Genomic DNA, 19794 nt, shown 5'->3' on the forward strand with positions numbered 1-19794 from the left:
TGCCTGGATCTGGCACGGGTGGATGACCCACTTGCCGTCGAAGCCCAGTTGTGCGGCGCGGCGCACGCTCTCGGTGAACCGCTCGTCGGCCGCCACCCCGAGGTACGGCCCGTCCACGACCGCCAGGCCGGCACTGCGGGCCGCTGTCACAACGGTGTCCTGCGCCCACAGCCAGGTCTCGGCCGGAATGTCGGCCGCGCGGCCGAGCGAGGCCGCCAAGTCGGCGTAGCCGATGATCAGGGTGGTCAGCCGGGAGGTCACCGCCACGATCTCGCGCAGGTTGGCCAGGCCGGCCGCCGTCTCGATCAGCGCCTGTACAGTGACCGGCTCGACGCATCCGGCAGCAGCCTCCGCCCCCTCCAGGAGCCGGTCTACGAAGGCCAGGTCCCCAGCCGATTCCACCTTGGGCAGAACTATCGACGCCGTGCCACCCTGACGCACGCAGGCGATGACATCAGCGTGGCACCACGGCGTCCGCGGCGCGTTGACCCGTACCGCGATCCGCGGGCCGATCTCCGCCCTCCGGCCCAACCAGGAGGCCACGAGGTCCCGCGCGCAGGCCTTGCCGGCCGGGGGCACCGCGTCCTCGAGGTCGAGCACGATCTCGTCCGCCTCCGATGCGGCCGCTTTCGCGATCTTGCGGTCGTCCGATCCCGGCACCGACAGACACGACCTGATCGCACCCACCGGGTTGCCCTCTGTCATCCGAACCCCTCTCGTCACTTAATTTAATTTAGACTATAATTGGTCGGCAAGTAGCGGAAGCCGAGCGAGGAGACCCGTATGCCCATCCTGGCCGACGAGGAACAGGCCGTCGTCGACATCGTCCGGGAGTTCGTCGACCGGGACGTACGGCCCGTGGTGCGGGAGCTGGAGCACGCCAACGCGTATCCCGATAAGCTGATCGAGCAGATGAAGGCGCTCGGCGTCTACGGCCTGGCCATCCCCGAGCCGTACGGCGACGCGCCGGTCTCCACGTCCTGCTACGTCGGCGTGACCGAACAACTGGCCCGGGGCTGGATGAGCCTGGCTGGGGCCATGGGCGGCCACACGGTGGTCGCCAAGCTGCTGCTCGCCTTCGGTACCGAGGAGCAGAAGAACCGCTACCTGCCGAGGATGGCGACCGGCGAAGTACGGGCCACGATGGCACTGACCGAGCCCGGCGGCGGCTCCGATCTGCAGGCGATGGGCACCGGGGCCCGCCGCCTGCCGGACGGCGGATACGTCGTCAACGGCACCAAGACCTGGATCAGCAACGCCCGCCGCTCGCAGCTCATCGCGCTGCTGTGCAAGACCGACCCCGGCGCGTCGCCCCGCCACAAGGGCATCAGCATCCTGCTCGTCGAGCACGGTCCGGGTCTCACCGTCTCGCGGGACCTGCCCAAGCTCGGCTACAAGGGTGTCGAGAGCTGCGAACTCTCCTTCGACGACTATCAGGCGCCCGCCGAGGCGCTCCTGGGCGGCGTCGAGGGACACGGCTTCGCCCAGATGATGAAGGGCCTGGAGGTCGGCCGGATTCAGGTGGCCGCCCGGGCGCTCGGCGTCGGGCAGGCGGCCTTCGACGACGCGCTGCGCTACGCCCAGGAGCGCGAGAGTTTCGGCAAGCCGATCTGGAAGCACCAGTCGATCGGCAACTACCTCGCAGACATGGCCACCAAGCTCACCGCGGCCCGCCAACTGGTACTGCACGCCGCGGAGAAGTACGACTCCGGAGGCCGCTGCGACATGGAGGCCGGCATGGCCAAGCTGTTCGCCTCCGAGACGGCGATGGAGATCGCGCTCAACGCCGTACGGATCCACGGCGGCTACGGCTACTCCACGGAGTACGACGTCGAGCGCTACCTCCGGGACGCGCCCCTGATGATCGTCGGCGAGGGCACGAACGAGATCCAGCGCAACGTCATCGCCGCCCAGCTGATCAGCCGGGGCGGCCTGGGGTAGCGCCACACACGCGGCACCCCGCCACCGCCGTACATCGGCGACGACCCCACGTTCGCACAACTGAAGGAGGACCGAGTGAAACTGTCGATGCTGCTGTCCAGGTACACCGGTGATCCGGTGGAGACGGCCCGGCTGGTCCGGGACCTGGAGTCTGCCGGCCTGGACATGGTGTGGGTCCCGGAGGCCTACGGCTTCGACGCCATGACGCTCGTCGGCTACCTCGCCGCGACGACCGAGCGGATGCAGATCGGGACCGGCATCGTCAACGTCTTCACCCGCACCCCCACCCTGCTGGCCATGAGCGCCGCCTCCGCGGACAGTCTCTCCCGCGGCCGCTTCGCCCTCGGCCTCGGTGCTTCCGGACCGCAGGTCGTCGAGGGCTTCCACGGAGTGCCGTTCGATCAGCCGCTGCGGCGGATCACCGAGACCATCGAGATCTGCCGCAAGGTGTGGCGCCGGGAGGCACCCCTGACCCACGACGGAAGGGTCTACCAACTCCCCCTGCCCGCCGACCGGGGAACGGGGCTCGGCAGGCCACTACGGCTGATCAACCACCCGTACCGCAACAGCATCCCGGTCTACTGGGCGTCGCTGATGGAGCGCTCGCTGCGCGCGACGGCCGAACTGGCGGACGGATGGCTGCCCTTGTTCTTCATGCCGGACAGGGCGAAGGAGGTCTTCGGACCCGCACTCGCCGCAGGGACCGCACGCCGCTCACCCGATCTGGCACCGCTGGACATCGTCGCCGGCGGCCCGGTCGCCGTCGGCGAGAACCTCCCGGTCGACGATCTGCTCGACCGGGAACGGCCGACTGCCGCCCGGTACATCGGCGGTATGGGCGCCCGTGGCAAGAACTTCTACAACGACCTGGCCTGCCGGTACGGCTTCGAGGCCGAGGCCAAGGTCATCCAGGACCTCTACCTGGACGGCAAGCAGCGGGAGGCCGAGGCCGCGGTCCCCCGGGAGTGGCTGGTCCGTACCACGCTGATCGGGCCGCCCGGGCATGTCGCGGAACGGATCCACGCCTACCGGGAGGCCGGCGTGACCACCCTCAGCCTGGACCCGGTCGGGCCGGACCCGGCCGGCACGGTCGAGGCGGTACGGAGCCTGGTGGACCACCTATAATTGATCCGTGTCTAGAAAATCCGCGGGCAAACCGCCGACCGAGACCTCCGACTCCAAGTCGGCGCGCACCCGCGAACGCATCCTGGACGCGGCGGCCCATGTCCTCAGCCGCAGAGGCTACGCGGGAACACGGCTGAGCGATGTGGCCGACCAGGCACAGATCCAGGCTCCCGCCATCTACTACTACTTCTCCTCCAGGGAAGTGCTGATCGAAGAGGTCATGTGGGTGGGCGTGGCCCGCTTGCGGGAACATGTCGCGGAAGCGCTCGACGCGCTTCCGGCGGACACCACTCCCATGGAACGCATCGACGCGGCCGTCGAGGAACACCTGCGCTATCAGCTGGCGATCTCGGACTTCGCCACCGCCGCGATCCGCAACGCCGGCCAGGTCCCCGAGGACATCCGCACCCGGCAGCTCTCCGAGGAGGGCAAGTACGGGGACATCTGGCGCGCGCTCATCCAGGACGCCCAGAAGGCGGGCGAGCTCCGCGCCGACCTCGAACCCCGGGCCGCCCGCATGCTGGTCCTGGGCGCCCTGAACTGGACGACCGAATGGTGGAATCCCCGCCAGGGCTCGCTCGACGTCGTGGTACGCACCGCGAGGTCCCTGGTGCGAAACGGCCTGGGGGCGCCGGCCGTACAGGAAGAGGGCGCCACCCCGCCGTCAGGGACATCCCGGACCCGGCGCGCGGCCACCACGACAGGCCGAACGGCCTGAGGCGCTCGCGGGCAGGGCTCCCGCTGAGACTGACGTGCCGATCAAACGGACCTGTGAATGGATCGGACTCGCAGACCCGAAGGTCGCAGGTAAGGCATCGCTCGAACAACGGGCCGCCCCGCGCTCATTCGGGCAGTTCGGTGACGAGCTTGCCGAAGTGCGACCCGTTCGCGAGGGTGGTCAGTGCGTCGCCCACCGATGCCAAGCCGGAGAACACGCGGTCGGCCACGGGGGTCACCCGGTGCCGGCCGACCGCGCGAGCCATGTCCTCGAACAGTTCGCGTGAACCGACTGGCACGCCTCGCATGGTGACGGCACGCATGAACACGGGCGGCAGCGAAAGGTTCTCGACGACGGCGCCCGTGACCGAGCCGACCATCGCGACGGTTCCCCCCGGCGCACCGCGCGCAGCGACTCCGGCAGAGTGACGCCTCCCCCGAGTTCTACGACGAGGTCCGCACCGCCACCGTCGAAGATCGTCCTCGCCGTTCGTCCCCATTTCGCGTCGTCGCGGTAGTTGATCAGATGGTCGGCGCCCATCTCGGAAGCGCGTGACAGTTTCGCGTCGCCCTTGGACGTGATCGCGACCTCGGCGCCCGCGAGCTTGGCGAAGCGCAGAGCGAACAGCGCCACTCCCCCGGTCCCGAGAATGAGCACGCGCCCTCCCGGCCGCAATGGCTCAGCACCGCCGAAGAGCGCATTCCATGCTGTGACACCGGCACACGGCAAGGTCGCGGCCTCGACGGCGGACAGGTGCGCGGGGACTTCCACCAGGTCGCGCTCTTCGAAGACGACGTGCTCGGCCAGCACGCCGGGTGTCTCACCCCCAAGGGCGCCGCCGGATTCCGGTGCATGGCCGGCGACCCAGCCCCGGCGCGTGGATCGGCATGACGCGGGTGCCCACCGGAAACTTCGTGGCCCCGGCGCCGGACTCGACGACGGTTCCCGCCGACTCGGACATCGGAACCAGCGGCAGGGCGATCCTCGGGTTGTACTGCCCCGCCACGACCAGAAGATCCCTGCAGTTCAAGGACACCGCCGCCCAAACCCAAGAGCCAGAACAACCTAACGGAGTCCTGCTAGTCGGGGGTTGCCGTGGCGACCGAATTTAACATAGAATAAAAAAATGCTGCATCGACCAACCGCTTCTCGCCGCGCGCGGTCCTCAGGGTCCCCGCGGGCGAGCCGCACTGGATCGACAAGGTGCTCGCCTCAGGCGCCGACTTCGTCACCCCCGACCTTGCGGATGCGGTGGTGCCTGGAATCGAAGTCCGCCGCTCGTGACGTCCTCGCCCACCACGACTGGCCCGACGGGCGTCCCGGTCTCGCCTGCGTGAGATCTCGCAGGGGCACGTGGAGCCCGGGGCGCACGTGGTGATGCCCGTGCGCTTCCGAGCGATGCCGGACGGATGGTGCCGTACTCGCGCTCGTGGCGGGCGCCCTTCGCCCGAACCGGAGCTGCCTCGTCGTCGCGGCGGGGGCGACTTCGACAAGTGTCAGTCACACAGGGATCGACCGTGAGGAAGTACGCCATGTCCGAGCATCGCCTTCCAGCGCGGTTGCGCGACAGGCTGCGGATCCCCGCCATTGCTGCGCCGATGCTTCGTGTGTCCGGGCCCGAGCTCGTTGTCGCCGCTTGCCGCGCAGGAGTGGTGGGAGCGTTTCCCACCGCCAACGCGCGCAGTCCGAAGGAGCTGTCGACCTGGCTCGAACACATCGGATCGGAAATCGACGAGGCGGCAGCACCCGTCGCGGCCAACCTGATTGTGCGCTCACCCAGGTTGAAGGACGATCTGGCAGTGCTGGTCGAGCATCAGGTCCCCGTCGTGATCACGAGCGTCGGTTCGCCGGCTCGTGTCGTCGGCCCGCTCCACGAAGCCGGCAGCCTGGTCCTGGCCGATGTCGCGACACTTCATCACTCGCGCCGAGCGGTCGACGATGGGGCGGACGGTCTGGTTCTACTCACTGCAGGTTCAGGAGGGCAGACCGGCTGGATCAACCCATTGGCTTTCGTGCGCGCTGTCCGGGAGTTCTACGGGGGCCCGGTGATCCTGGCGGGTGGCATCACTGACGGCGCGACACTGGCGGCGATCGAGGTGCTCGGATGCGACCTCGGCTACATGGGCACCGCGTTTCTCGCCACCCACGAGAGCAGGGCAGACCCGGACTACAAGCAGATGGTCGTCGACGCGGATCTTGACGACGTCATCCTCACGAAGGCCTTCACCGGTCTGCCGACCAGCATGCTGCGAGCATCCGTCGCGGCCACCGGCCTCGATCCGTCGAACCTCGACGAGCACGTCACCCCCGCAGAGGCGGCGGGGCTCTTCGGAAGTGCAGGCGCCGGACCGCGTCGCTGGTCCCAGGTTTGGTCGGCCGGACACACGGTCTCCGGTGTGCGGCAGCTGATCTCGACATCGGAGCTCGTCGATCGGTTGTCGCACGAATACGCGCGGGCACGATCGAACCCCGATCGGTCCGCCCCCCTCCCAACTCAGCACCCTTTGACCCAGGATCCATCATGACCCCGGACATTTCACCCGCCCATACCCCGCCGCAACTGTCGACGGTTCCCAGAGATCTCGGAGCGGTCGACATCGCGCTCCGTGCACTGCGTCGATATCCCGACAGGCTCGCCTTTCGGTCAGCTTCGGGGGACTTGACCTACGCAGGCACCTCAGAGATCGGGGTCGGAGTGGCTGTCGCGGTGGTCGGGTCCGGAGTACGAGAACGGCCGGTCGCCGACCGCACCGAGATCAGCTCCGGCGCAGAAGCCTCGCCCAGCCCCGGTCACGATGACGACGCGGACGTCGTCATCGGCCCCGGCCAGCTCGATGGCGCCGACCAGCTCGCGCCGCATGACGTGGGTGAAGGCGTTGAGCCGTTTCGGCCGCGACAGTGTGACGGTGGCGATCCGGTCATCGACGGCATAGGTGATCTGGGAGAACGGAACCTCAGGATGCTCCAACAAATCGGGCACGATCATGACCGCATCATTCCTCGATTTTATGATAGATTAAATTATTGTACGAGGTTGTCCGGCGGTAGGGGACTGTGGCGGGTCCTCGTCGGCGACGGACAGGACTCGGGACCGTCATCGCCGCAACCACTTGTCACCGATTCCGTTGGAGGAGCCCGCACATGACCACAGCTGCCGATGTCCCAAGCCGCGAGGCGCAAGCGGCTGAGACGGAGTTCGACATGGTCGACCGGCTGCTCCGCCGTCGGCACAGCTGCCGTGCCTTCAGCTCCACCCCAGTGCCGCACGAGACCCTGACGAGCCTGCTCGACTCGGCGCAACGCACGGCCTCGTGGTGCAACGTGCAGCCGTGGCAGGTGGTGGTGACATCCGGTACCGCCACCGAGCGCTTTTCGTCGGCGCTGCTCACCGCTGTCATGGGTGGATCGGTGGACCCTGACATCCCGGCACCGACCGAATATCGCGGGGCGTACAAAGCTCGACGCCGCGAGTCGGGCCTCGGCCTCTACAGCAGTCTCGGAATTCCCCCCGACGACCACGAAGCACGTACGAAGCAGACGCTCGAAAACTTCCGATTCTTCGGAGCGCCCCACGTACTGGTCATCCACTCCGAGGCGGCCCTCGGGCCCTACGCCCACGTCGACGTGGGCGGCTACATCGCCAATCTGCTCCTCGCCGCCGAGGCGCTCGGCCTCGCCGCCATCCCGCAGGCGGCTATTGCAATGCAGTCCTCCCTCGTCCACGAGCACTTCGGGCTGGGCGCGGACCGTGTCGTGGTGGCCGCCATCTCTCTCGGTTACGAAGCCGAGCATCCGGCCAACGTCTTCCGCACGGATCGCGCCGACCTCGCCGAGGTCGTCACCTGGGTCAGCTCATGAGCCGGACGACGCTCGACCAACCCGACCCGAATCACGAAGAGAGCATGAACGACCAGGTGCCTGAGGAGTCCGGGGTCCGGACGAACGTGATCGACGACGTCCTCGTCGTCACGCTCGACCGGCCAGCCAAGCGCAACGCCCTGAGCTGGGAGGTGACCGCAGGCCTCGATGCAGCCATGAACCGGCTGGAGGACGATCCCGCTCTCCGGGTCGGCGTCCTCACCGGGGGGACCGAGGTCTTCTCCGCCGGAGCGGACCTCCGAGCCGGCGTCGGCTATCCGACGGAGCGCGGTGGACTGGTAGGCCTGATCCAGCGTCGGCGCACCAAGCCCCTGGTCGCCGCTGTCGAGGGGATGGCACTGGGAGGAGGGATGGAGCTCGTCCTGAGCTGCGACCTCGTCACGGCGTCCAGCACTGCCACGTTCGGGCTTCCCGAGGTGCGGCTCGGCCTGATCCCCGACTTCGGCGGTGCCTTCCGGGCTGCCAAGCTGCTTCCTCCAAACGTGGCGCGCGAGATGCTCTTGACCGGCAAGCCGATCGACGCCGAGCGCGCGGAGCGACTGGGATTCGTCAACCGCATGACCGACCCCGGTGGCGCGCTCGACGCCGCCCTGGCTCTCGCCCGGGACATCAGCGGCAACGCTCCCTTGGCCATCCGGGAAGGCCTCGGCGTCGTCAACTCGCCGTTGCTCTACGACGACGAGGCCGACTGGCTCCGAAGCGATGCGGCGCACCTGCGGCTCATCCTCAGTCGTGACTTCCAGGAGGGCGTCTGCGCCTTCTTCGACCGCCGTAAGCCGGAATGGACGGGGCAGTAGGCCGTGCGAGCGCGCGGAGGACCCGTGCGCGTCGTTGAGCGAAAGGGTCACCGCGTGAAGGCATCTATCGAACGAGTGGCAGTCGTGACGGGAGTTGGCCGGGCCGATGTGCAGCCGCGGCCGGTCGCCGGCGGCGCTTCGCCGGTCGGGATGGACAGCGATTCCCGATCTCTCGCGGCGGAGGGCGTCTCGCGAAGCTTGGGCTCGACACCGGATACTCGGGTGCGAAGCTGGAGCTCCCGGTGGAACTGATCCAGTACGCCGAAAGGATCGGATTCGATTCGGCGTGGGCCAGCGAGGTATATGGTTCCGATGCCATCACCCCGATGGCTTACCTTGCGGCCAAGACGGAACGAATCCGGCTTGGGACAGCCATCATGCAGGCCGCTGGCCGCCCACCCGCCATGTGCGCGATGCAGGTGCAGACCGTCGATGCGATGGCGGGGGCAATCGGTTCATAGCAGGGCTTGGAGTATCGGGACCGCAGATCGTCGAGTGCTGGTACGGCCAGCCTTGGAGGTCGCCCTACTACCGTTTGCGCGACTACTACAATGCCGAAATGGACTAGGGTCGAGCGCCGGAGAACTACGCGCCAGCCATCGCCTTGAGCCTGAGGTTGGCGGTTCCAAGGCGACGAACACCGCTCAGGTCCGGTTGTAAGAGGGCATTTGATCTAGCCGAATTGCCCTTTGAGTTCTAGTAAGTTCCTCGCCAGGTGAGTGTGGTCTCGTCCGTTATGCGCTTGGCGAGGTTGTCGATCGATGCGACGTGGATCATGGCTTCGGAGCTGACGGGGAGGGTCTCGTAGTCGTAAGCGAGCCGCCGGTGCATCAGGATCCAACCGATACCCCGCTCCACTACCCAGCACCTTTCAGGACGTGGAATCCTCGGGTCCCGGGGTTTTTGTCGACGATTTCGACGTCGATTCCGAGCTTCGCGCCGTGTTCGACGACGGCCTTCTTGAAGCCGGTGTCGACCCAGTTCTTGGCGATGGTCGGGTAGGTGTTCTTGGCCTGGTCGAGCAGGCGTATTCCCAGGGCGTTTTCGGAGAGGCTCGCGGCGGTGACAGTCACGGCGAGGATCAGGCCGATCGTGTCGGTGAGGATGCCTCACTTCCGGCCCACGATCTTTTTCGTGGCCCCGCAATGGGTCGTCAGGCACCTCATCAGCGGTCAAGCGGTGCCCCGAAGCCCGGCGGCAACACCCCCCAGGTCATCCACTTCGACAGGGGGCACACAGCCATACCGGACTCGGGGGCCAGGCGCCCCATTGCGGGGCCACGAAAAAGGTAACTGGGCAGGTCCGCCGCTGGCGTATCTCACACACCCCTCCGACAATTTAAAAATCTAATCCAGTATCGAAAATGTAGCGGGCGAGTCTGACTGCTGCAAGGGGAAGCCGCCGGCATGCTACCCATGTTCCGGCCGCGACCACAGACGCGGGAGGGGTGGCCAGAGTGGTCAGTGAGGTGCAACCGAGGTTAGATCGGCGGTTAAGACGCAGGAGGACATGGCCGCATGCCGCCCGGCGGGCCCGGTGACGGGTTCATCGGGCCCGCCTGCGAACGCGAACAGGGTGGGGCGGGCGATCCGCAGGCCCTCGGCCCGTTCCTGGACTTCGGCAAGCCACGCGATGAGGCCGGCGATCGCGGCCTGGGTCTGCTCGCCGACCGGTCAGCACATGGACGGGGGCGTCGATCTTGCCCAGGAAGGTTTTCGCCGCGCTCGGTGTGGTCACACACCCCGCCACGGAGGGCGGTGGCGGCGGTCAGCCGACGCGTCATCACGTCGGCCATACCCCAGCACACGCGGCATTCCGCGCTGGCGGGGCGGTGCTCACAGTCGCGCACCAACCGTCGGTACATCATCAAGATTGCGGCGTTCACGGTAGGACGAGACGCCGTCCAGGCGGGCAGATCGGGTGCTCGGTATCGATCTGCGGCCAGCCGGATCGCAGCTGTTCGGCCACTCGCTTCCCGAGATCCACCGGTCAGCAGGCCCGGTCCACAGGACGATCTACAAACGCCCGGGCGGAACGCCGCCGCAGTACCGCATCACGTGTCTCCACAGGCATGCCTCCAACTTTCGATCGCACCTCACTCTATTATTCTAAACTAGAATAGATTACGCTCCCCAGTGGGACATCGGCTGAAGATGCTCGTCGCGGGAAGGGAGTGAGAGTGCTCGCGCAACAGCTCGGTGAGTTCGTCGGCCCGGAGGGCCTGCGGCTGGTGGAGATCGACGAACCGGACGCCGACGGGGGGGGTGGTGGATCTGGACGCCGCAGGCGTCGGCTACCCCGACCTGCTCCGCACCCGAGGTCTGTACCAGGACAGGAACAAGGTGCCCTGCAACCCGGGCTCCGAGGCCGCGGGCGTTGTGTGCCGCGCGCCCGCGGGCAGTGGGCTGGTACCGGGGCAGTCGGTCGCGGTGCTGACTCCCGGCGGGACCTGGCAGCAGGTCGTCACGGTCGACCCCGGTCAGGTGTTCGCACTGCCCGGCACCGTGCCGACCATCTCCGCCGCCGGGATGCTGGCCAGCTACCTCACCGGCCACTTCGCGCTCACCCGGCGCGCCAGGGCCGAGGCCTGCGAGACGGTGCTGGTGCACGGCGCAGTCGGCGGCATCGGCGCCGCCGCGCTGCACCTGTGCCGCGCCTTGGGGCTGCGCAGCATCGCGGTGGTCAGCGGACCTCGCAAGGCCGAGGCCACGCGGGCCGCCGGTGCCGACCTGGTCGTGAAGGTGGACGGGCTGGCTCGACCGAATCCGCGAGCATACGGGCAGCCGGGGCGTGGACATCGTGCTCGCCCCGGTGGGCGGCGACCGGTTCACCGACTCCCTGCGCGCCCTGGCCCCCGAGGGACGGCTCGTCGTCCTGGGATTCACCGGCGGCGACATCCCGACTGTGAAGGTCAACAGATTGCTGCTGCACAACATCACCGTTCTCGGTGTCGGGCTCGCCGAGGTGCTGCCGAACGACCCGGGCTATCCACGCCGGCAATGGGCCGAGCTGTATCCGCTGCTCGCCGACGGCACACTGACCGTGCCCGAACCGACTGTCCACGACCTGGCCGACGCCGCCGAAGCACTGTCCGAACTGGAGTCCCGCGCAGTGATCGGGAAGATCGTGCTGCTGACACGAGGACCTGGTGAAGGGGCGGGGCAACCGTGAAGAACCTGGTCGGCGCGGAACGGTCCGGGCGGCTGCTGGTCGTGCGCATGTGCCAGGAGAGGAAACGCAACGCCATCGACCGCGCGCTCGCCGACCAACTGGACAGCGCGATCGAGGGGCGCACCCGCCCTTGCCGAACGGATCTGCGTCAACTCCCCCACCGCCGTCCGGGCCTGTCCGGAGGCGATCAACGGGTCACTCATCGCGGATCGAGGAACCGGGCTGGCGCCTGACCGGACAGGCCCGGTCCACCATCACGACGTCCGAGGGTCTCAGGAAGCGTGGCCGCCTCCCTTGAGAAGCAGCCGCCACTCCGGACCGGCCGAGCGAGGCTTAGCGGGGCTTTAGCGCCGCTAAGCGGCGATGGCATGGGAATCCCGTTATCGGACTTGGACCTCACAAGGCCCGCGGCGCAATGAGGCGACGCGGGAATCGCCAGAGGAAGGCGAGAACTATGGCCACGATCGTCTCCGGAGACCGTCGGCTCGACGCGGCGGACCTCCAGCTCAGGAGCAGGCAAGCAGCCACAGGGTTCGCAGCTCTCGGCCTGGGACCGGGTTCCAGTGTCGCGTTCTGCCTGCGCAACGACATCGAGTTCTACGAGGTGAGCCTGGGCGCGGGCCTGCTCGGCGCCTACGCCGTCCCGATCAACTGGCACTTCTCGCCGGAGGAGATGCGGTACATCCTCGAGGACAGTCAGGCCAGGGTGCTCGTCATCCATGCCGATCTCCTGCCGAGGATGCGGAGTGGCTTTCCTGACGGTGTCCAAGTTCTGGTGGTCCCGTCCCCCGCCGCCCTTCGAACGGCATACGGCATCGAGGAGTCCGCCGGCGCCGTTCCGCCAGGAGAGACCTGCTGGCACGACTGGGTCGACGGTTTCGCGCCCCATACCGAGCCGGCCGGGGAGACGCCGATGGCCGTCTTCTACACGTCGGGCACCACGGGACGTCCCAAGGGGGTGCTCCGGTCGGCCTTCACACCGGTTCAGCAGGCCGCACTCGCACGCATTCTGTCCCTCAGCTTCGGCCTGACGATCGTCGACGATCCGGGCGAGATCGTGACCGCCGTGGCCGGGCCGGCCTACCACGGCGCCCCGAACATGCACGCGATGTTCTCCTTCCGGGCAGGGGCGAACATCGTCGTCCTTCCGCGGTTCGACGGCGAGGAACTGCTGCGGGCCATCCAGGACGAGCGGATCACCCACCTCCACCTCGTTCCGGTCATGTTCAACCGGCTGCTCAAGCTGGCACCGGAGGTGCGTGCGCGCTACGACCTCTCCTCGCTGCGGTTCGTGGCCCATGCCGCCGCACCGTGCGCACCCCACGTGAAGCGAGCCATGATCGACTGGTGGGGACCCATCATCCACGAGTACTACGGCTCGACCGAGGGCGGGATCGTGACGTTCTGCGACTCGGCGGAGTCGCTGGCACATCCCGGCACGGTGGGGCGAGTCGTCGACGCTGCCGAGATCCGCATCCTCGGCGAGGCAGGCCGGCGGCTCGGCCCGGGCGAGATCGGCGAGATCGCCGTCCGCTACGCCGGTATCGGTGATTTCAGCTACCACAACGACGACGCCAAGCGTCGCGCGGTCGACCGCGACGGGCTCGTCACGGTCGGCGACGTCGGCTATCTCGACGAGGACGGGTACCTCTACATCTGCGACCGCAAGATCGACATGGTCATCTCCGGCGGGGTGAACATCTATCCGGCCGAGATCGAAGCGGCCTTGAGCGACATGCCCGGGATCGCCGACAACGCCGTGTTCGGTATCCCCGACGAGGAGTTCGGCGAGTCGGTGTGCGCGGTGATCCAAGCCGAACCAGGGCACGCCCCGACCGTGGAGCAGGTGCAGGCGTTCCTGCGCGAGCGGATCGCCGGCTACAAGGTGCCGCGCCGCATCGAGTTCGTTGAGACGCTCCCCCGGGAGGACTCCGGGAAGATCTTCAAACGCAAACTGCGCGCGCCCTACTGGGAGCAGGCCGGCCGCGCCATCTGAGCGGCGAAGACGGTTCCGATCACAGCAATCCGATCTCAGTAAGGAGCCCGGGCACGGCGACACGCTCGTACTCGGCGGGACAGGCGCCGCGGTCCATCGCCGGCACGGCGGTGCTGATCACCGGCGCGGGAAGCGGCATGGGTGCCGCTGCGGCCCGGCTGTTCGCATCGGAGGGCGCCTGGGTAGCGGTCACGGACCGGGACGCGACTGCCGCGGAGGCGGTCGCGTCCGGCATCGTGGCCCAGGGCGGGCGCGGGCGGGCCTGGCGGCTGGACGTCGCGGACGGCACCGAGATCGAGCGCGTGGCCGGCGAGGCCGCCATCGAGTTCGACAGAGCTTTCCAGCCAATGCGGTACCCCGGCCGAGATCACCGGGGGCGGCGCGCCGCCCCCGGCCCCGCCGGACGACGAGCCGCTCACCTTCAGGATCACCTGGTCATCGGGGATCGCGGCGTGTTCGCGGACCACCGGCGACTGCATGATGCCTTGGCTGTTGGTCACGGTGTGGACCGGTATGGGCGGGTGCGGTGCGGAACTCGCGCGAATCCGGAACTCCGGCCATCGTGCGCTCATTGTTGCCCGCCCGAATGCGTTCGAGCGGTTCGCCCGAAATCACGTAGAAGTTGTAGGGCTGCGAGTTGAAGGACGGACGGTGCCCGCATGAAGCGCGAAAGTGGTGAGCGCCTCGCCGTCCGCGAGCAAGCCGCCCTTTGACGAGGAGGAAGCGCGGATGGGATCCCGCTGACGGAGGACAACGCGGCCCGAAGGACGAGCCGGTCAGCAGCCAGAAAGGGGTCTTCCTACTTCGCCGAATATAATCTAACATAGATTAAATTTCTACTCCAAGGAGCCGTCATGACCTCACCTCACCCGTCCGATCCGGCCTTCGCGGACGCCTATGCGCGTGCCTGGACGTCCGATACCGGCAGTCTCTGCGAGTTCTTCGCCGACGAGGGCACGTACACCGACGTCGCCATGGGCACGACGTACAAGGGGCACGAGAACATCAGGCGGTTCCAGCGCTTCATGCTCGGGTTCACCGCGGACTCGGTGATCGAGTTCGGCGCGCTCCTCGCGGCCGACGGCCGCCTGTACGCCGAGTGGCTGTGGAGCGGATCCTTCAGCGGGCCGCTGCGGCTGCGGTCAGGGAGGGTGATCGAGCCGACCGGCGCCAGGTTCAGTGTCGCCGGCATCGCCTCTTGCACCTACGGCGCGGACGGCAAACTGATCAGCCATCTTGACTTCTGGGATCTGGCGACCGTACTCGACCAGGTGGCCGCGGCCGGCTGAGGAACGGTCCCCCACGCATCACCGGTCGGCAGCCGTCGGCGAACGCCCATGTGAGACGCACGATTCCGGGTCTCTCACGCCTGCACGGCGGCCCCCGACCCCAGCAGGTCTTCGGCGCCCTCGACCTCCCACGCCTTCAGGACTTCGGCGGTGTGCCGGCCCGGCACGGGCGGGGGCGATCCGAGGGCGGTGGGCGTGGTCGAGAAGCGTGGTGCGGGCGCCGGCTGGAGGACGCCGTCCTGTTCCACCAGCGTGCCGCGGGCCTTGAGGTGCGGGTGTCCCGCGGCCTCGCGCAGGCTCATCACCGGTGCCACGCACGCGTCCGACGCCGAGAACGCCTGGGTCCACTCGCTGCGGGTGCGGCCGGCGAACGCCCCGGCGATGCGTTCGCGCAGCCGCGGCCACCGGGTGCGGTCGTGCTGGGCGGCCGGGTCCTCGTCGAGGCCCAGGACGGCGAGCAGTTCGGCGTAGAACTTCGGCTCCAGCGCGCCGACGGCCATGTGGCGGCCGTCGGAGGTCTCGTACACCGCGTAGAACGGCGCCCCGCCGTCGAGGAGGTTGACGCCCCGCTCGTCCTGCCACATCCCCGTCGCCAACAACATGTGCGTTCCGGCCAGCAGATGGGCCGTGCCGTCCACGATGGCGGCGTCGACGACCTGCCCCCTGCCGGTGCGCTCGGCCTCGCGCAGGGCCGCCAGGACTCCGATGACCAGGTATGTTCCGCCGCCGCCGAAGTCGCCGACGAGATTGAGCGGGATCTGCGGCGGTCCACCGGCGCTACCGATGGCGTGCAGGGCACCCGTCAGCGCGACGTATCCGATGTCGTGCCCGGCCAATTGGGCCATGGGCCCGTCCTGGCCCCAGCCGGTCATGCGGCCGTAGACCAGGCGCGGGTTCCTGGCGAGGCAGTCGTCTGGGCCGAGGCCGAGCCGTTCGGCGACGCCGGGGCGGTAGCCCTCGATCAGTACGTCGGCCCGGGCCGCCATGTCGAGCACGGCCCGTACGGCGTCGTCCTGCTTGAGGTCGAGCAGGACGGACTTCTTCCCGCGGTTCAGGACGTCGAGGTGTTCGAAGCCCGGGAACAGCCCGCTGCCGCCGGGGCGGTCGATGCGGACCACCTCGGCACCCAGGTCCGCGAGTGTCATCGCGGCGAACGGGCCGGGGCCGAGCCCGGCGAGTTCCAGTACCCTGCATCCGGACAGAGGGCCGCCTGCCATCGTTTTCTCCCTCATGCGTCAGCGGTGTCACGGGCCTTGCGGCGCGTCTGAGCGAACGTGAGGCCGTCTGCCCATGAGGCGCCCCGGGTGATCAGTCCCCGGTATTTCATGATCTCGGTGGGCCTGTTGACGGCCAGGGCCCCCACGAGCCGGTTGTCCGCGCGGTACAGGGCGACGCACTGGTGGTCACGCTCGATGTCGCCGTCGACGACGGCGATCTCGTCCGCGTCGGGAATGCCGACGAACTGGATGCGGGTGTCGTACTGGTCGGACCAGAAGTACGGCACCGTCGAGTACCCTCTGGCCGCCGCCGGGTTCAGGGCGTTGCGGGCGGCCAGGTCGCCCTGTTCGGCCGCGCTGGTCCAGTGCTCCAGGCGCATGGGCCGGTCGAAGAGCGGGTTGTGCCAGCGGGCGACGTCGCCCGCCGCGTACACGTCTTCGGCTCCGGTGAAGAGCGTTTCGTCGCAGACCACGCCGTTGTCCAGGGTCAGGCCGGAGCCCGCCAGCCAGTCGGTGGCGGGCACGGCTCCGGCACCGACCACCACCAGGTCGGCGTCGAGTGCGGTGCCGTCGGAGAGCCGGACCCTTTCGACCCGGCCCTCTCCCTCCAGCGCGATGACGCTCACCCCGCACCGCAGATCGGTGCCGTGGCGCAGGTGCAGGGAGGCGAGGGCACCGCCCATGGTCTCGCCGACGGCGCGCACGAGCGGGGTCGGCTGTGCCTCGACCACGACGACGTCCAGACCGCGCTTCCTGGCGGCTGCCGCCGTCTCGGCGCCGATGAAGCCGGCGCCGACCACCACGGTCCGGGCGCCCTTGTCGAGCGCCCGCCGGATGGCCACCGCGTCGTCCAGGGTACGCAGCGTGTGGACACCGTCCAGGCCCTGCATGCCGGGCAGTTGACGGGCGGTCGCGCCGGTGGCGATGACCAAGGCGTCGTATCCGATGGTCCGTTCGCCGACGCCGACCGCCCGGTTGCGGGTGTCGAGGAAGGTGGCGGGGGTGCCGAGCAGGAGTTCCACACCGAGATCGGTGCGCAGAACCTCCTCGGTACGGAAGGTCGGTGGTGTCCCGTCCGCGCCGATCTCCTCCAGGAACTGCTTCGACAGCGGAGGCCGGTCGTAAGGGAGGTGCGGCTCGGCCCCGACGAGGGTGATCCGCCCGTCGAAGCCGTCCTTGCGTGCGGCCTCGACGGCCCGCAACCCGGCGAGAGAGGCGCCGACGACGACCAGTCGGCGGGCACTCATCAGGGCTCCAGCCGGAGGGCTTCGGTCGGGCAGCCCGCGATGGCTTCCTCGACGTCGGAGAGGGTCCCCGGGGGTACGGTCTCGGTCTTCAGGACGAGTTCGCCGTCGTCGTTCACTTCGAACGCGTCCGGTGCCAGGGACTCGCAGATGCCCAGACCCGTGCACTTGGCACGGTCAACGATGATCTTCATCAGTGCTCCTTCGGGACTCCGGCCGACTCGGCCACGACGCCGACCGGGTAGTGCTGACGGATCTGTTCGACGACGAGCTTCGCGGTCTCGGCGCAGGCCGTGGTGCCGCCGTTGGCGTACTCCTTCACCGCGTCGCCGACGTTCCAGAGGTTGGGGACGGGGGTGGTGTTGGGCAGGTCGAAGCCCGCCACGGCGCGCTGCGGGGGCCAGCCGTCGCGGGTGACGACGGTGGACAGGATGCGGGCTCGATCGAAGCCCGGAATCTGGTCGCGGAGGTCGGCCATGAGCAACTCGGTCTCGACGGCCTCGTCGAAGTCGCCGACTGCCGGCTGGGGGACGGCCGTGCCCACGTAGAGGTGCCAGCCCTCCGGTGCCATCTCCGGGCAGGTCGCGGTGAAGTTGGCGACGTAGCACATACGGCGGGTCTTGGCGAAGCTGAGCAGGCCCGGGGACTCGACCAGGCGCTCCTGGCTGGCGAAGTTGACGGAGATCATCGCGCAGGGCCGGTCGCCGCGGCGCACCGACGTCAGGTACTCCTCGGAGAAGTGTTCCTCGCCGACGAGGGCCACGGTGGCGGCCGGGCCGGCGTCGCTCACCGCGAACCGGCAGCTGACCTCGGCGTCCTGTCCGTCGCGGGTGACGACCGCGCCGGTGACCCGGCCGGCGTCCACCGTCAGCGTGCGCACCTCGCTGTCCAGCCACACCTCGCCGCCGCCGGCGGTGACCACGTCCGCCAGCGCGCGCCAGATCCCGATGGTGCCGTCAGGACAGAACCCGAACTTCTTGAAGGCGCTCTTGCGGGTGAAGTAGGTGAGGAAGACCCGGGCGGGCAGTTCCTCGGAGCTCACCGCGAAGACGGATCCGCACATGTTGCGGAAGATGCCGTGCACGGATTCGTTCTTGGTGTAGCGGCGGATCCAGTCGGCGGTGGACAGCTCGCCTTCCGGCAGGCCGCTGTCCTCGCGGGCGGCGCCGAGGCCGCTGAGGAGTTTGGCGCCCTGACGGGTGAGCTTGGACAGCAGCATGCCCCAGCCACCACCGGTGACGTCGGCGTCCTTGCTGCCGATGCGGTACAGGATGGGCGGGTTGGCCCGGCGCACGTCGAACTTGGCGCCGACCTCCTCGAAGGTCTCCTCGGTGATGCCGCCGACCTCGATGACGATGGCCCCGTTGTTGACCTTGAAGCCGTCGATGTCGTGGGTGGAGGCGCGCCCGCCCACGCGGTCGAGGCGTTCGACGACGAGGGTGCGGTAGCCGTGGTGGGTCAGTCGGGCGGCGGTGAACAGGCCGCCCGCGCCGGCGCCTATGACGAGCGCGTCGAAGGATTTCACGATGGTGTCTCCTGTCCGGGCTCTCAGCCCAGCGGGTTGGTGCCGAGCTCGGAGGCGTTCATGTCCGTGATGTCGGGCCAGCGATCGGCGACGTCCTGGAGGGTCGGGGTGCCGGCGAAGGCCACGCCCTTGGAGACGAATTGCGCCACCCGCTGGACCCGGCCGCCGCCGGCGACCAGCACCGTGCCGGTGTCGGTGCATTCGTCGGTCAGCAGATGGGCGACGACGGGCGCCACGAACTCGGCCGGAAGCCTCTCCAGCAGCTCGGCCGGGGCGACGTCCTCGCTCATGCGGGTCCTGGCCAGCGGTGCGACGGCGTTGGCCAGGATGTTGTACTTACGTCCCTCGACAGCGAGCGTGTTGACCAGGCCGACCAGACCGAGCTTGGCGGCGCCGTAGTTGGCCTGCCCGAAGTTGCCGTACAGCCCGGAGGTGGAGGTCGCCATGACCACCCGGCCGTGTCCCTGCTCCCGGAAGTGCGGCCAGGCGGCCCTGGTGACGTGGAAGCCCCCGAACAGGTGCACGCGCTGCACGGCCTCCCACTGCTCGGCCGTCATCTTCACGAAGGAGGCGTCGCGCAGGATTCCCGCGTTGTTCACCACGCCGTGCACGGCGCCGTACTCCTTCAGCGCGGTGCCGATCACACCCGCGGCGCCCTCCTCGCTGGCCACGCTGTCATAGTTGGCGACCGCCTGTCCGCCCGCGGCGCGGATCTCCTCGACCACCGCGTCGGCCATCGCGCTGCCGGATCCGGTGCCGTCCCGGGCCCCGCCGAGGTCGTTGACGACGACCCGGGCACCCTGCCGGGCCAGCAGCAGCGCGTACTCGCGCCCCAGCCCTCCGCCCGCGCCGGTCACCACGACGACCCGGTCCTGTACTCCTGACATGTGCG

The 19794-nt window shown here is 68.7% G+C and carries 21 protein-coding genes and 3 pseudogenes; 13 read left to right on the plus strand and 11 right to left on the minus strand.

Annotated elements, in window-relative coordinates; all coding sequences use genetic code 11:
- On the minus strand, positions 1-705 hold a 705-nt coding region (locus IE239_RS37715), incomplete at its 3' end, for an HpcH/HpaI aldolase/citrate lyase family protein (RefSeq protein WP_229878654.1).
- Between the two features lie 78 nt (positions 706-783).
- On the opposite strand from IE239_RS37715, the gene IE239_RS37720 reads away from it, so the two are divergent.
- From IE239_RS37720 to IE239_RS37730, 3 genes are all read left to right on the plus strand, one after another.
- On the plus strand, positions 784-1941 hold the full coding sequence (locus IE239_RS37720; RefSeq protein ID WP_190153976.1) for an acyl-CoA dehydrogenase family protein: 1158 nt from the start codon (positions 784-786) through the stop codon (positions 1939-1941).
- Between the two features lie 75 nt (positions 1942-2016).
- The gene (locus IE239_RS37725; RefSeq protein WP_190153977.1) at positions 2017-3066 is read left to right on the plus strand and encodes an LLM class F420-dependent oxidoreductase; all 1050 of its coding nucleotides are present in this window, start codon (positions 2017-2019) and stop codon (positions 3064-3066) included.
- Between the two features lie 7 nt (positions 3067-3073).
- The gene (locus tag IE239_RS37730) at positions 3074-3784 is read left to right on the plus strand and encodes a TetR/AcrR family transcriptional regulator (RefSeq protein ID WP_190153978.1); all 711 of its coding nucleotides are present in this window, start codon (positions 3074-3076) and stop codon (positions 3782-3784) included.
- A gap of 124 nt (positions 3785-3908) precedes the next feature.
- Here the strand turns inward: IE239_RS37730 and IE239_RS42705 are convergent, their stop codons facing one another.
- From IE239_RS42705 to IE239_RS43420, 3 genes and pseudogenes are all read right to left on the minus strand, one after another.
- Positions 3909-4163 carry an MDR/zinc-dependent alcohol dehydrogenase-like family protein gene (locus IE239_RS42705; RefSeq protein WP_229878655.1) on the minus strand — a complete coding sequence of 85 codons (255 nt, stop codon included), beginning with the start codon at positions 4161-4163 and terminating at the stop codon, positions 3909-3911.
- A 23-nt stretch (positions 4164-4186) separates the two neighbouring features.
- Positions 4187-4594, minus strand: a pseudogene (locus tag IE239_RS43415) (zinc-binding dehydrogenase); the annotation flags it as partial.
- Positions 4595-4604: 10 nt separating this feature from the next.
- Positions 4605-4820 (minus strand): alcohol dehydrogenase catalytic domain-containing protein, encoded by a 216-nt coding sequence (locus tag IE239_RS43420; protein WP_350818478.1) that lies wholly within the window; start codon positions 4818-4820, stop codon positions 4605-4607.
- Positions 4821-5316: 496 nt separating this feature from the next.
- Between IE239_RS43420 and IE239_RS37745 the strand changes: the two genes are divergently transcribed.
- Positions 5317-6309 (plus strand): NAD(P)H-dependent flavin oxidoreductase, encoded by a 993-nt coding sequence (locus IE239_RS37745; RefSeq protein ID WP_190153981.1) that lies wholly within the window; start codon positions 5317-5319, stop codon positions 6307-6309.
- A gap of 152 nt (positions 6310-6461) precedes the next feature.
- Here IE239_RS37745 and IE239_RS37750 read toward each other — a convergent pair whose 3' ends face one another.
- Positions 6462-6770, minus strand: coding sequence for an enoyl-CoA hydratase-related protein (locus IE239_RS37750; protein ID WP_190153982.1), 309 nt, complete (start codon positions 6768-6770; stop codon positions 6462-6464).
- Between the two features lie 155 nt (positions 6771-6925).
- Here IE239_RS37750 and IE239_RS37755 point away from each other — a divergent pair, with 155 nt between their 5' ends.
- The 3 genes from IE239_RS37755 (at position 6926) to IE239_RS42710 (ending at position 8921) form a co-directional block, all read left to right on the plus strand.
- Positions 6926-7642 carry a nitroreductase gene (locus tag IE239_RS37755; RefSeq protein ID WP_229878656.1) on the plus strand — a complete coding sequence of 239 codons (717 nt, stop codon included), beginning with the start codon at positions 6926-6928 and terminating at the stop codon, positions 7640-7642.
- Between the two features lie 44 nt (positions 7643-7686).
- Positions 7687-8460: an enoyl-CoA hydratase-related protein gene (locus IE239_RS37760; protein WP_190153983.1), complete on the plus strand. Its 774-nt coding sequence runs from the start codon at positions 7687-7689 to the stop codon at positions 8458-8460.
- Positions 8461-8627: 167 nt separating this feature from the next.
- A complete protein-coding gene (locus IE239_RS42710; protein ID WP_373308212.1) occupies positions 8628-8921 on the plus strand; it encodes an LLM class flavin-dependent oxidoreductase in 294 nt (97 codons plus the stop codon).
- A 235-nt stretch (positions 8922-9156) separates the two neighbouring features.
- Here IE239_RS42710 and IE239_RS37770 read toward each other — a convergent pair.
- Positions 9157-9599: pseudogene (locus tag IE239_RS37770) on the minus strand (transposase); the annotation flags it as partial.
- A gap of 1128 nt (positions 9600-10727) precedes the next feature.
- On the opposite strand from IE239_RS37770, the pseudogene IE239_RS43425 reads away from it, so the two are divergent.
- From IE239_RS43425 to IE239_RS37800, 6 genes and pseudogenes are all read left to right on the plus strand, one after another.
- A pseudogene (locus IE239_RS43425) lies at positions 10728-10946 on the plus strand (alcohol dehydrogenase catalytic domain-containing protein); the annotation flags it as partial.
- Positions 10947-11223: 277 nt separating this feature from the next.
- The gene (locus IE239_RS42715; RefSeq protein ID WP_268254560.1) at positions 11224-11631 is read left to right on the plus strand and encodes a zinc-binding dehydrogenase; all 408 of its coding nucleotides are present in this window, start codon (positions 11224-11226) and stop codon (positions 11629-11631) included.
- Positions 11628-11864: a hypothetical protein gene (locus IE239_RS37780; RefSeq protein ID WP_190153985.1), complete on the plus strand. Its 237-nt coding sequence runs from the start codon at positions 11628-11630 to the stop codon at positions 11862-11864. Before IE239_RS42715 ends, IE239_RS37780 begins: the two co-directional genes overlap by 4 nt.
- A gap of 221 nt (positions 11865-12085) precedes the next feature.
- A complete protein-coding gene (locus IE239_RS37785; RefSeq protein WP_190153986.1) occupies positions 12086-13627 on the plus strand; it encodes an acyl-CoA synthetase in 1542 nt (513 codons plus the stop codon).
- A 137-nt stretch (positions 13628-13764) separates the two neighbouring features.
- Entirely contained in the window at positions 13765-14268 is a 504-nt protein-coding gene (locus tag IE239_RS42720) for an SDR family NAD(P)-dependent oxidoreductase (protein ID WP_229878666.1), read from the plus strand.
- A 213-nt stretch (positions 14269-14481) separates the two neighbouring features.
- A complete protein-coding gene (locus IE239_RS37800; protein ID WP_190153987.1) occupies positions 14482-14916 on the plus strand; it encodes a nuclear transport factor 2 family protein in 435 nt (144 codons plus the stop codon).
- 74 nt (positions 14917-14990) lie between these two features.
- On the opposite strand, the gene IE239_RS37805 is transcribed toward IE239_RS37800, so the two are convergent.
- From IE239_RS37805 to IE239_RS37825, 5 genes are read right to left on the minus strand one after another with little or no spacing between them, the layout of a single operon-like run.
- The gene (locus IE239_RS37805; protein ID WP_190153988.1) at positions 14991-16133 is read right to left on the minus strand and encodes a CaiB/BaiF CoA transferase family protein; all 1143 of its coding nucleotides are present in this window, start codon (positions 16131-16133) and stop codon (positions 14991-14993) included.
- Between the two features lie 11 nt (positions 16134-16144).
- Positions 16145-17380 (minus strand): NAD(P)/FAD-dependent oxidoreductase, encoded by a 1236-nt coding sequence (locus IE239_RS37810; protein WP_190153989.1) that lies wholly within the window; start codon positions 17378-17380, stop codon positions 16145-16147.
- Positions 17380-17571: a ferredoxin gene (locus tag IE239_RS37815; RefSeq protein WP_190153990.1), complete on the minus strand. Its 192-nt coding sequence runs from the start codon at positions 17569-17571 to the stop codon at positions 17380-17382. The genes IE239_RS37810 and IE239_RS37815 overlap by 1 nt, the downstream gene beginning before the upstream one ends.
- Positions 17571-18902 carry a phytoene desaturase family protein gene (locus IE239_RS37820; protein ID WP_190153991.1) on the minus strand — a complete coding sequence of 444 codons (1332 nt, stop codon included), beginning with the start codon at positions 18900-18902 and terminating at the stop codon, positions 17571-17573. The genes IE239_RS37815 and IE239_RS37820 overlap by 1 nt, the downstream gene beginning before the upstream one ends.
- 23 nt (positions 18903-18925) lie before the next feature.
- Positions 18926-19789, minus strand: coding sequence for an SDR family NAD(P)-dependent oxidoreductase (locus IE239_RS37825; RefSeq protein ID WP_190153992.1), 864 nt, complete (start codon positions 19787-19789; stop codon positions 18926-18928).
- Positions 19790-19794: the final 5 nt, after the last annotated feature.

The sequence above is a fragment of the Streptomyces humidus genome, assembly GCF_014649655.1.
GTDB lineage: Bacteria > Actinomycetota > Actinomycetes > Streptomycetales > Streptomycetaceae > Streptomyces > Streptomyces humidus.

What these genes read in the sequence shown, in the direction of transcription:
- IE239_RS42720 (WP_229878666.1), top strand. Translation starts at nt 13,765, where the DNA reads ATGGGTGCCGCTGCGGCCCGGCTGTTCGCATCGGAGGGCGCCTGGGTA.
- IE239_RS37815 (WP_190153990.1), bottom strand. Translation starts at nt 17,571, where the DNA reads ATGAAGATCATCGTTGACCGTGCCAAGTGCACGGGTCTGGGCATCTGC.
- IE239_RS37745 (WP_190153981.1), top strand. Translation starts at nt 5,317, where the DNA reads ATGTCCGAGCATCGCCTTCCAGCGCGGTTGCGCGACAGGCTGCGGATC.
- IE239_RS37800 (WP_190153987.1), top strand. Translation starts at nt 14,482, where the DNA reads ATGACCTCACCTCACCCGTCCGATCCGGCCTTCGCGGACGCCTATGCG.
- IE239_RS42705 (WP_229878655.1), bottom strand. Translation starts at nt 4,163, where the DNA reads ATGGTCGGCTCGGTCACGGGCGCCGTCGTCGAGAACCTTTCGCTGCCG.
- IE239_RS37760 (WP_190153983.1), top strand. Translation starts at nt 7,687, where the DNA reads ATGAACGACCAGGTGCCTGAGGAGTCCGGGGTCCGGACGAACGTGATC.
- IE239_RS37720 (WP_190153976.1), top strand. Translation starts at nt 784, where the DNA reads ATGCCCATCCTGGCCGACGAGGAACAGGCCGTCGTCGACATCGTCCGG.
- IE239_RS37825 (WP_190153992.1), bottom strand. Translation starts at nt 19,789, where the DNA reads ATGTCAGGAGTACAGGACCGGGTCGTCGTGGTGACCGGCGCGGGCGGA.
- IE239_RS37755 (WP_229878656.1), top strand. Translation starts at nt 6,926, where the DNA reads ATGACCACAGCTGCCGATGTCCCAAGCCGCGAGGCGCAAGCGGCTGAG.
- IE239_RS37750 (WP_190153982.1), bottom strand. Translation starts at nt 6,770, where the DNA reads ATGATCGTGCCCGATTTGTTGGAGCATCCTGAGGTTCCGTTCTCCCAG.
- IE239_RS37810 (WP_190153989.1), bottom strand. Translation starts at nt 17,380, where the DNA reads ATGAGTGCCCGCCGACTGGTCGTCGTCGGCGCCTCTCTCGCCGGGTTG.
- IE239_RS37785 (WP_190153986.1), top strand. Translation starts at nt 12,086, where the DNA reads ATGGCCACGATCGTCTCCGGAGACCGTCGGCTCGACGCGGCGGACCTC.
- IE239_RS37805 (WP_190153988.1), bottom strand. Translation starts at nt 16,133, where the DNA reads ATGGCAGGCGGCCCTCTGTCCGGATGCAGGGTACTGGAACTCGCCGGG.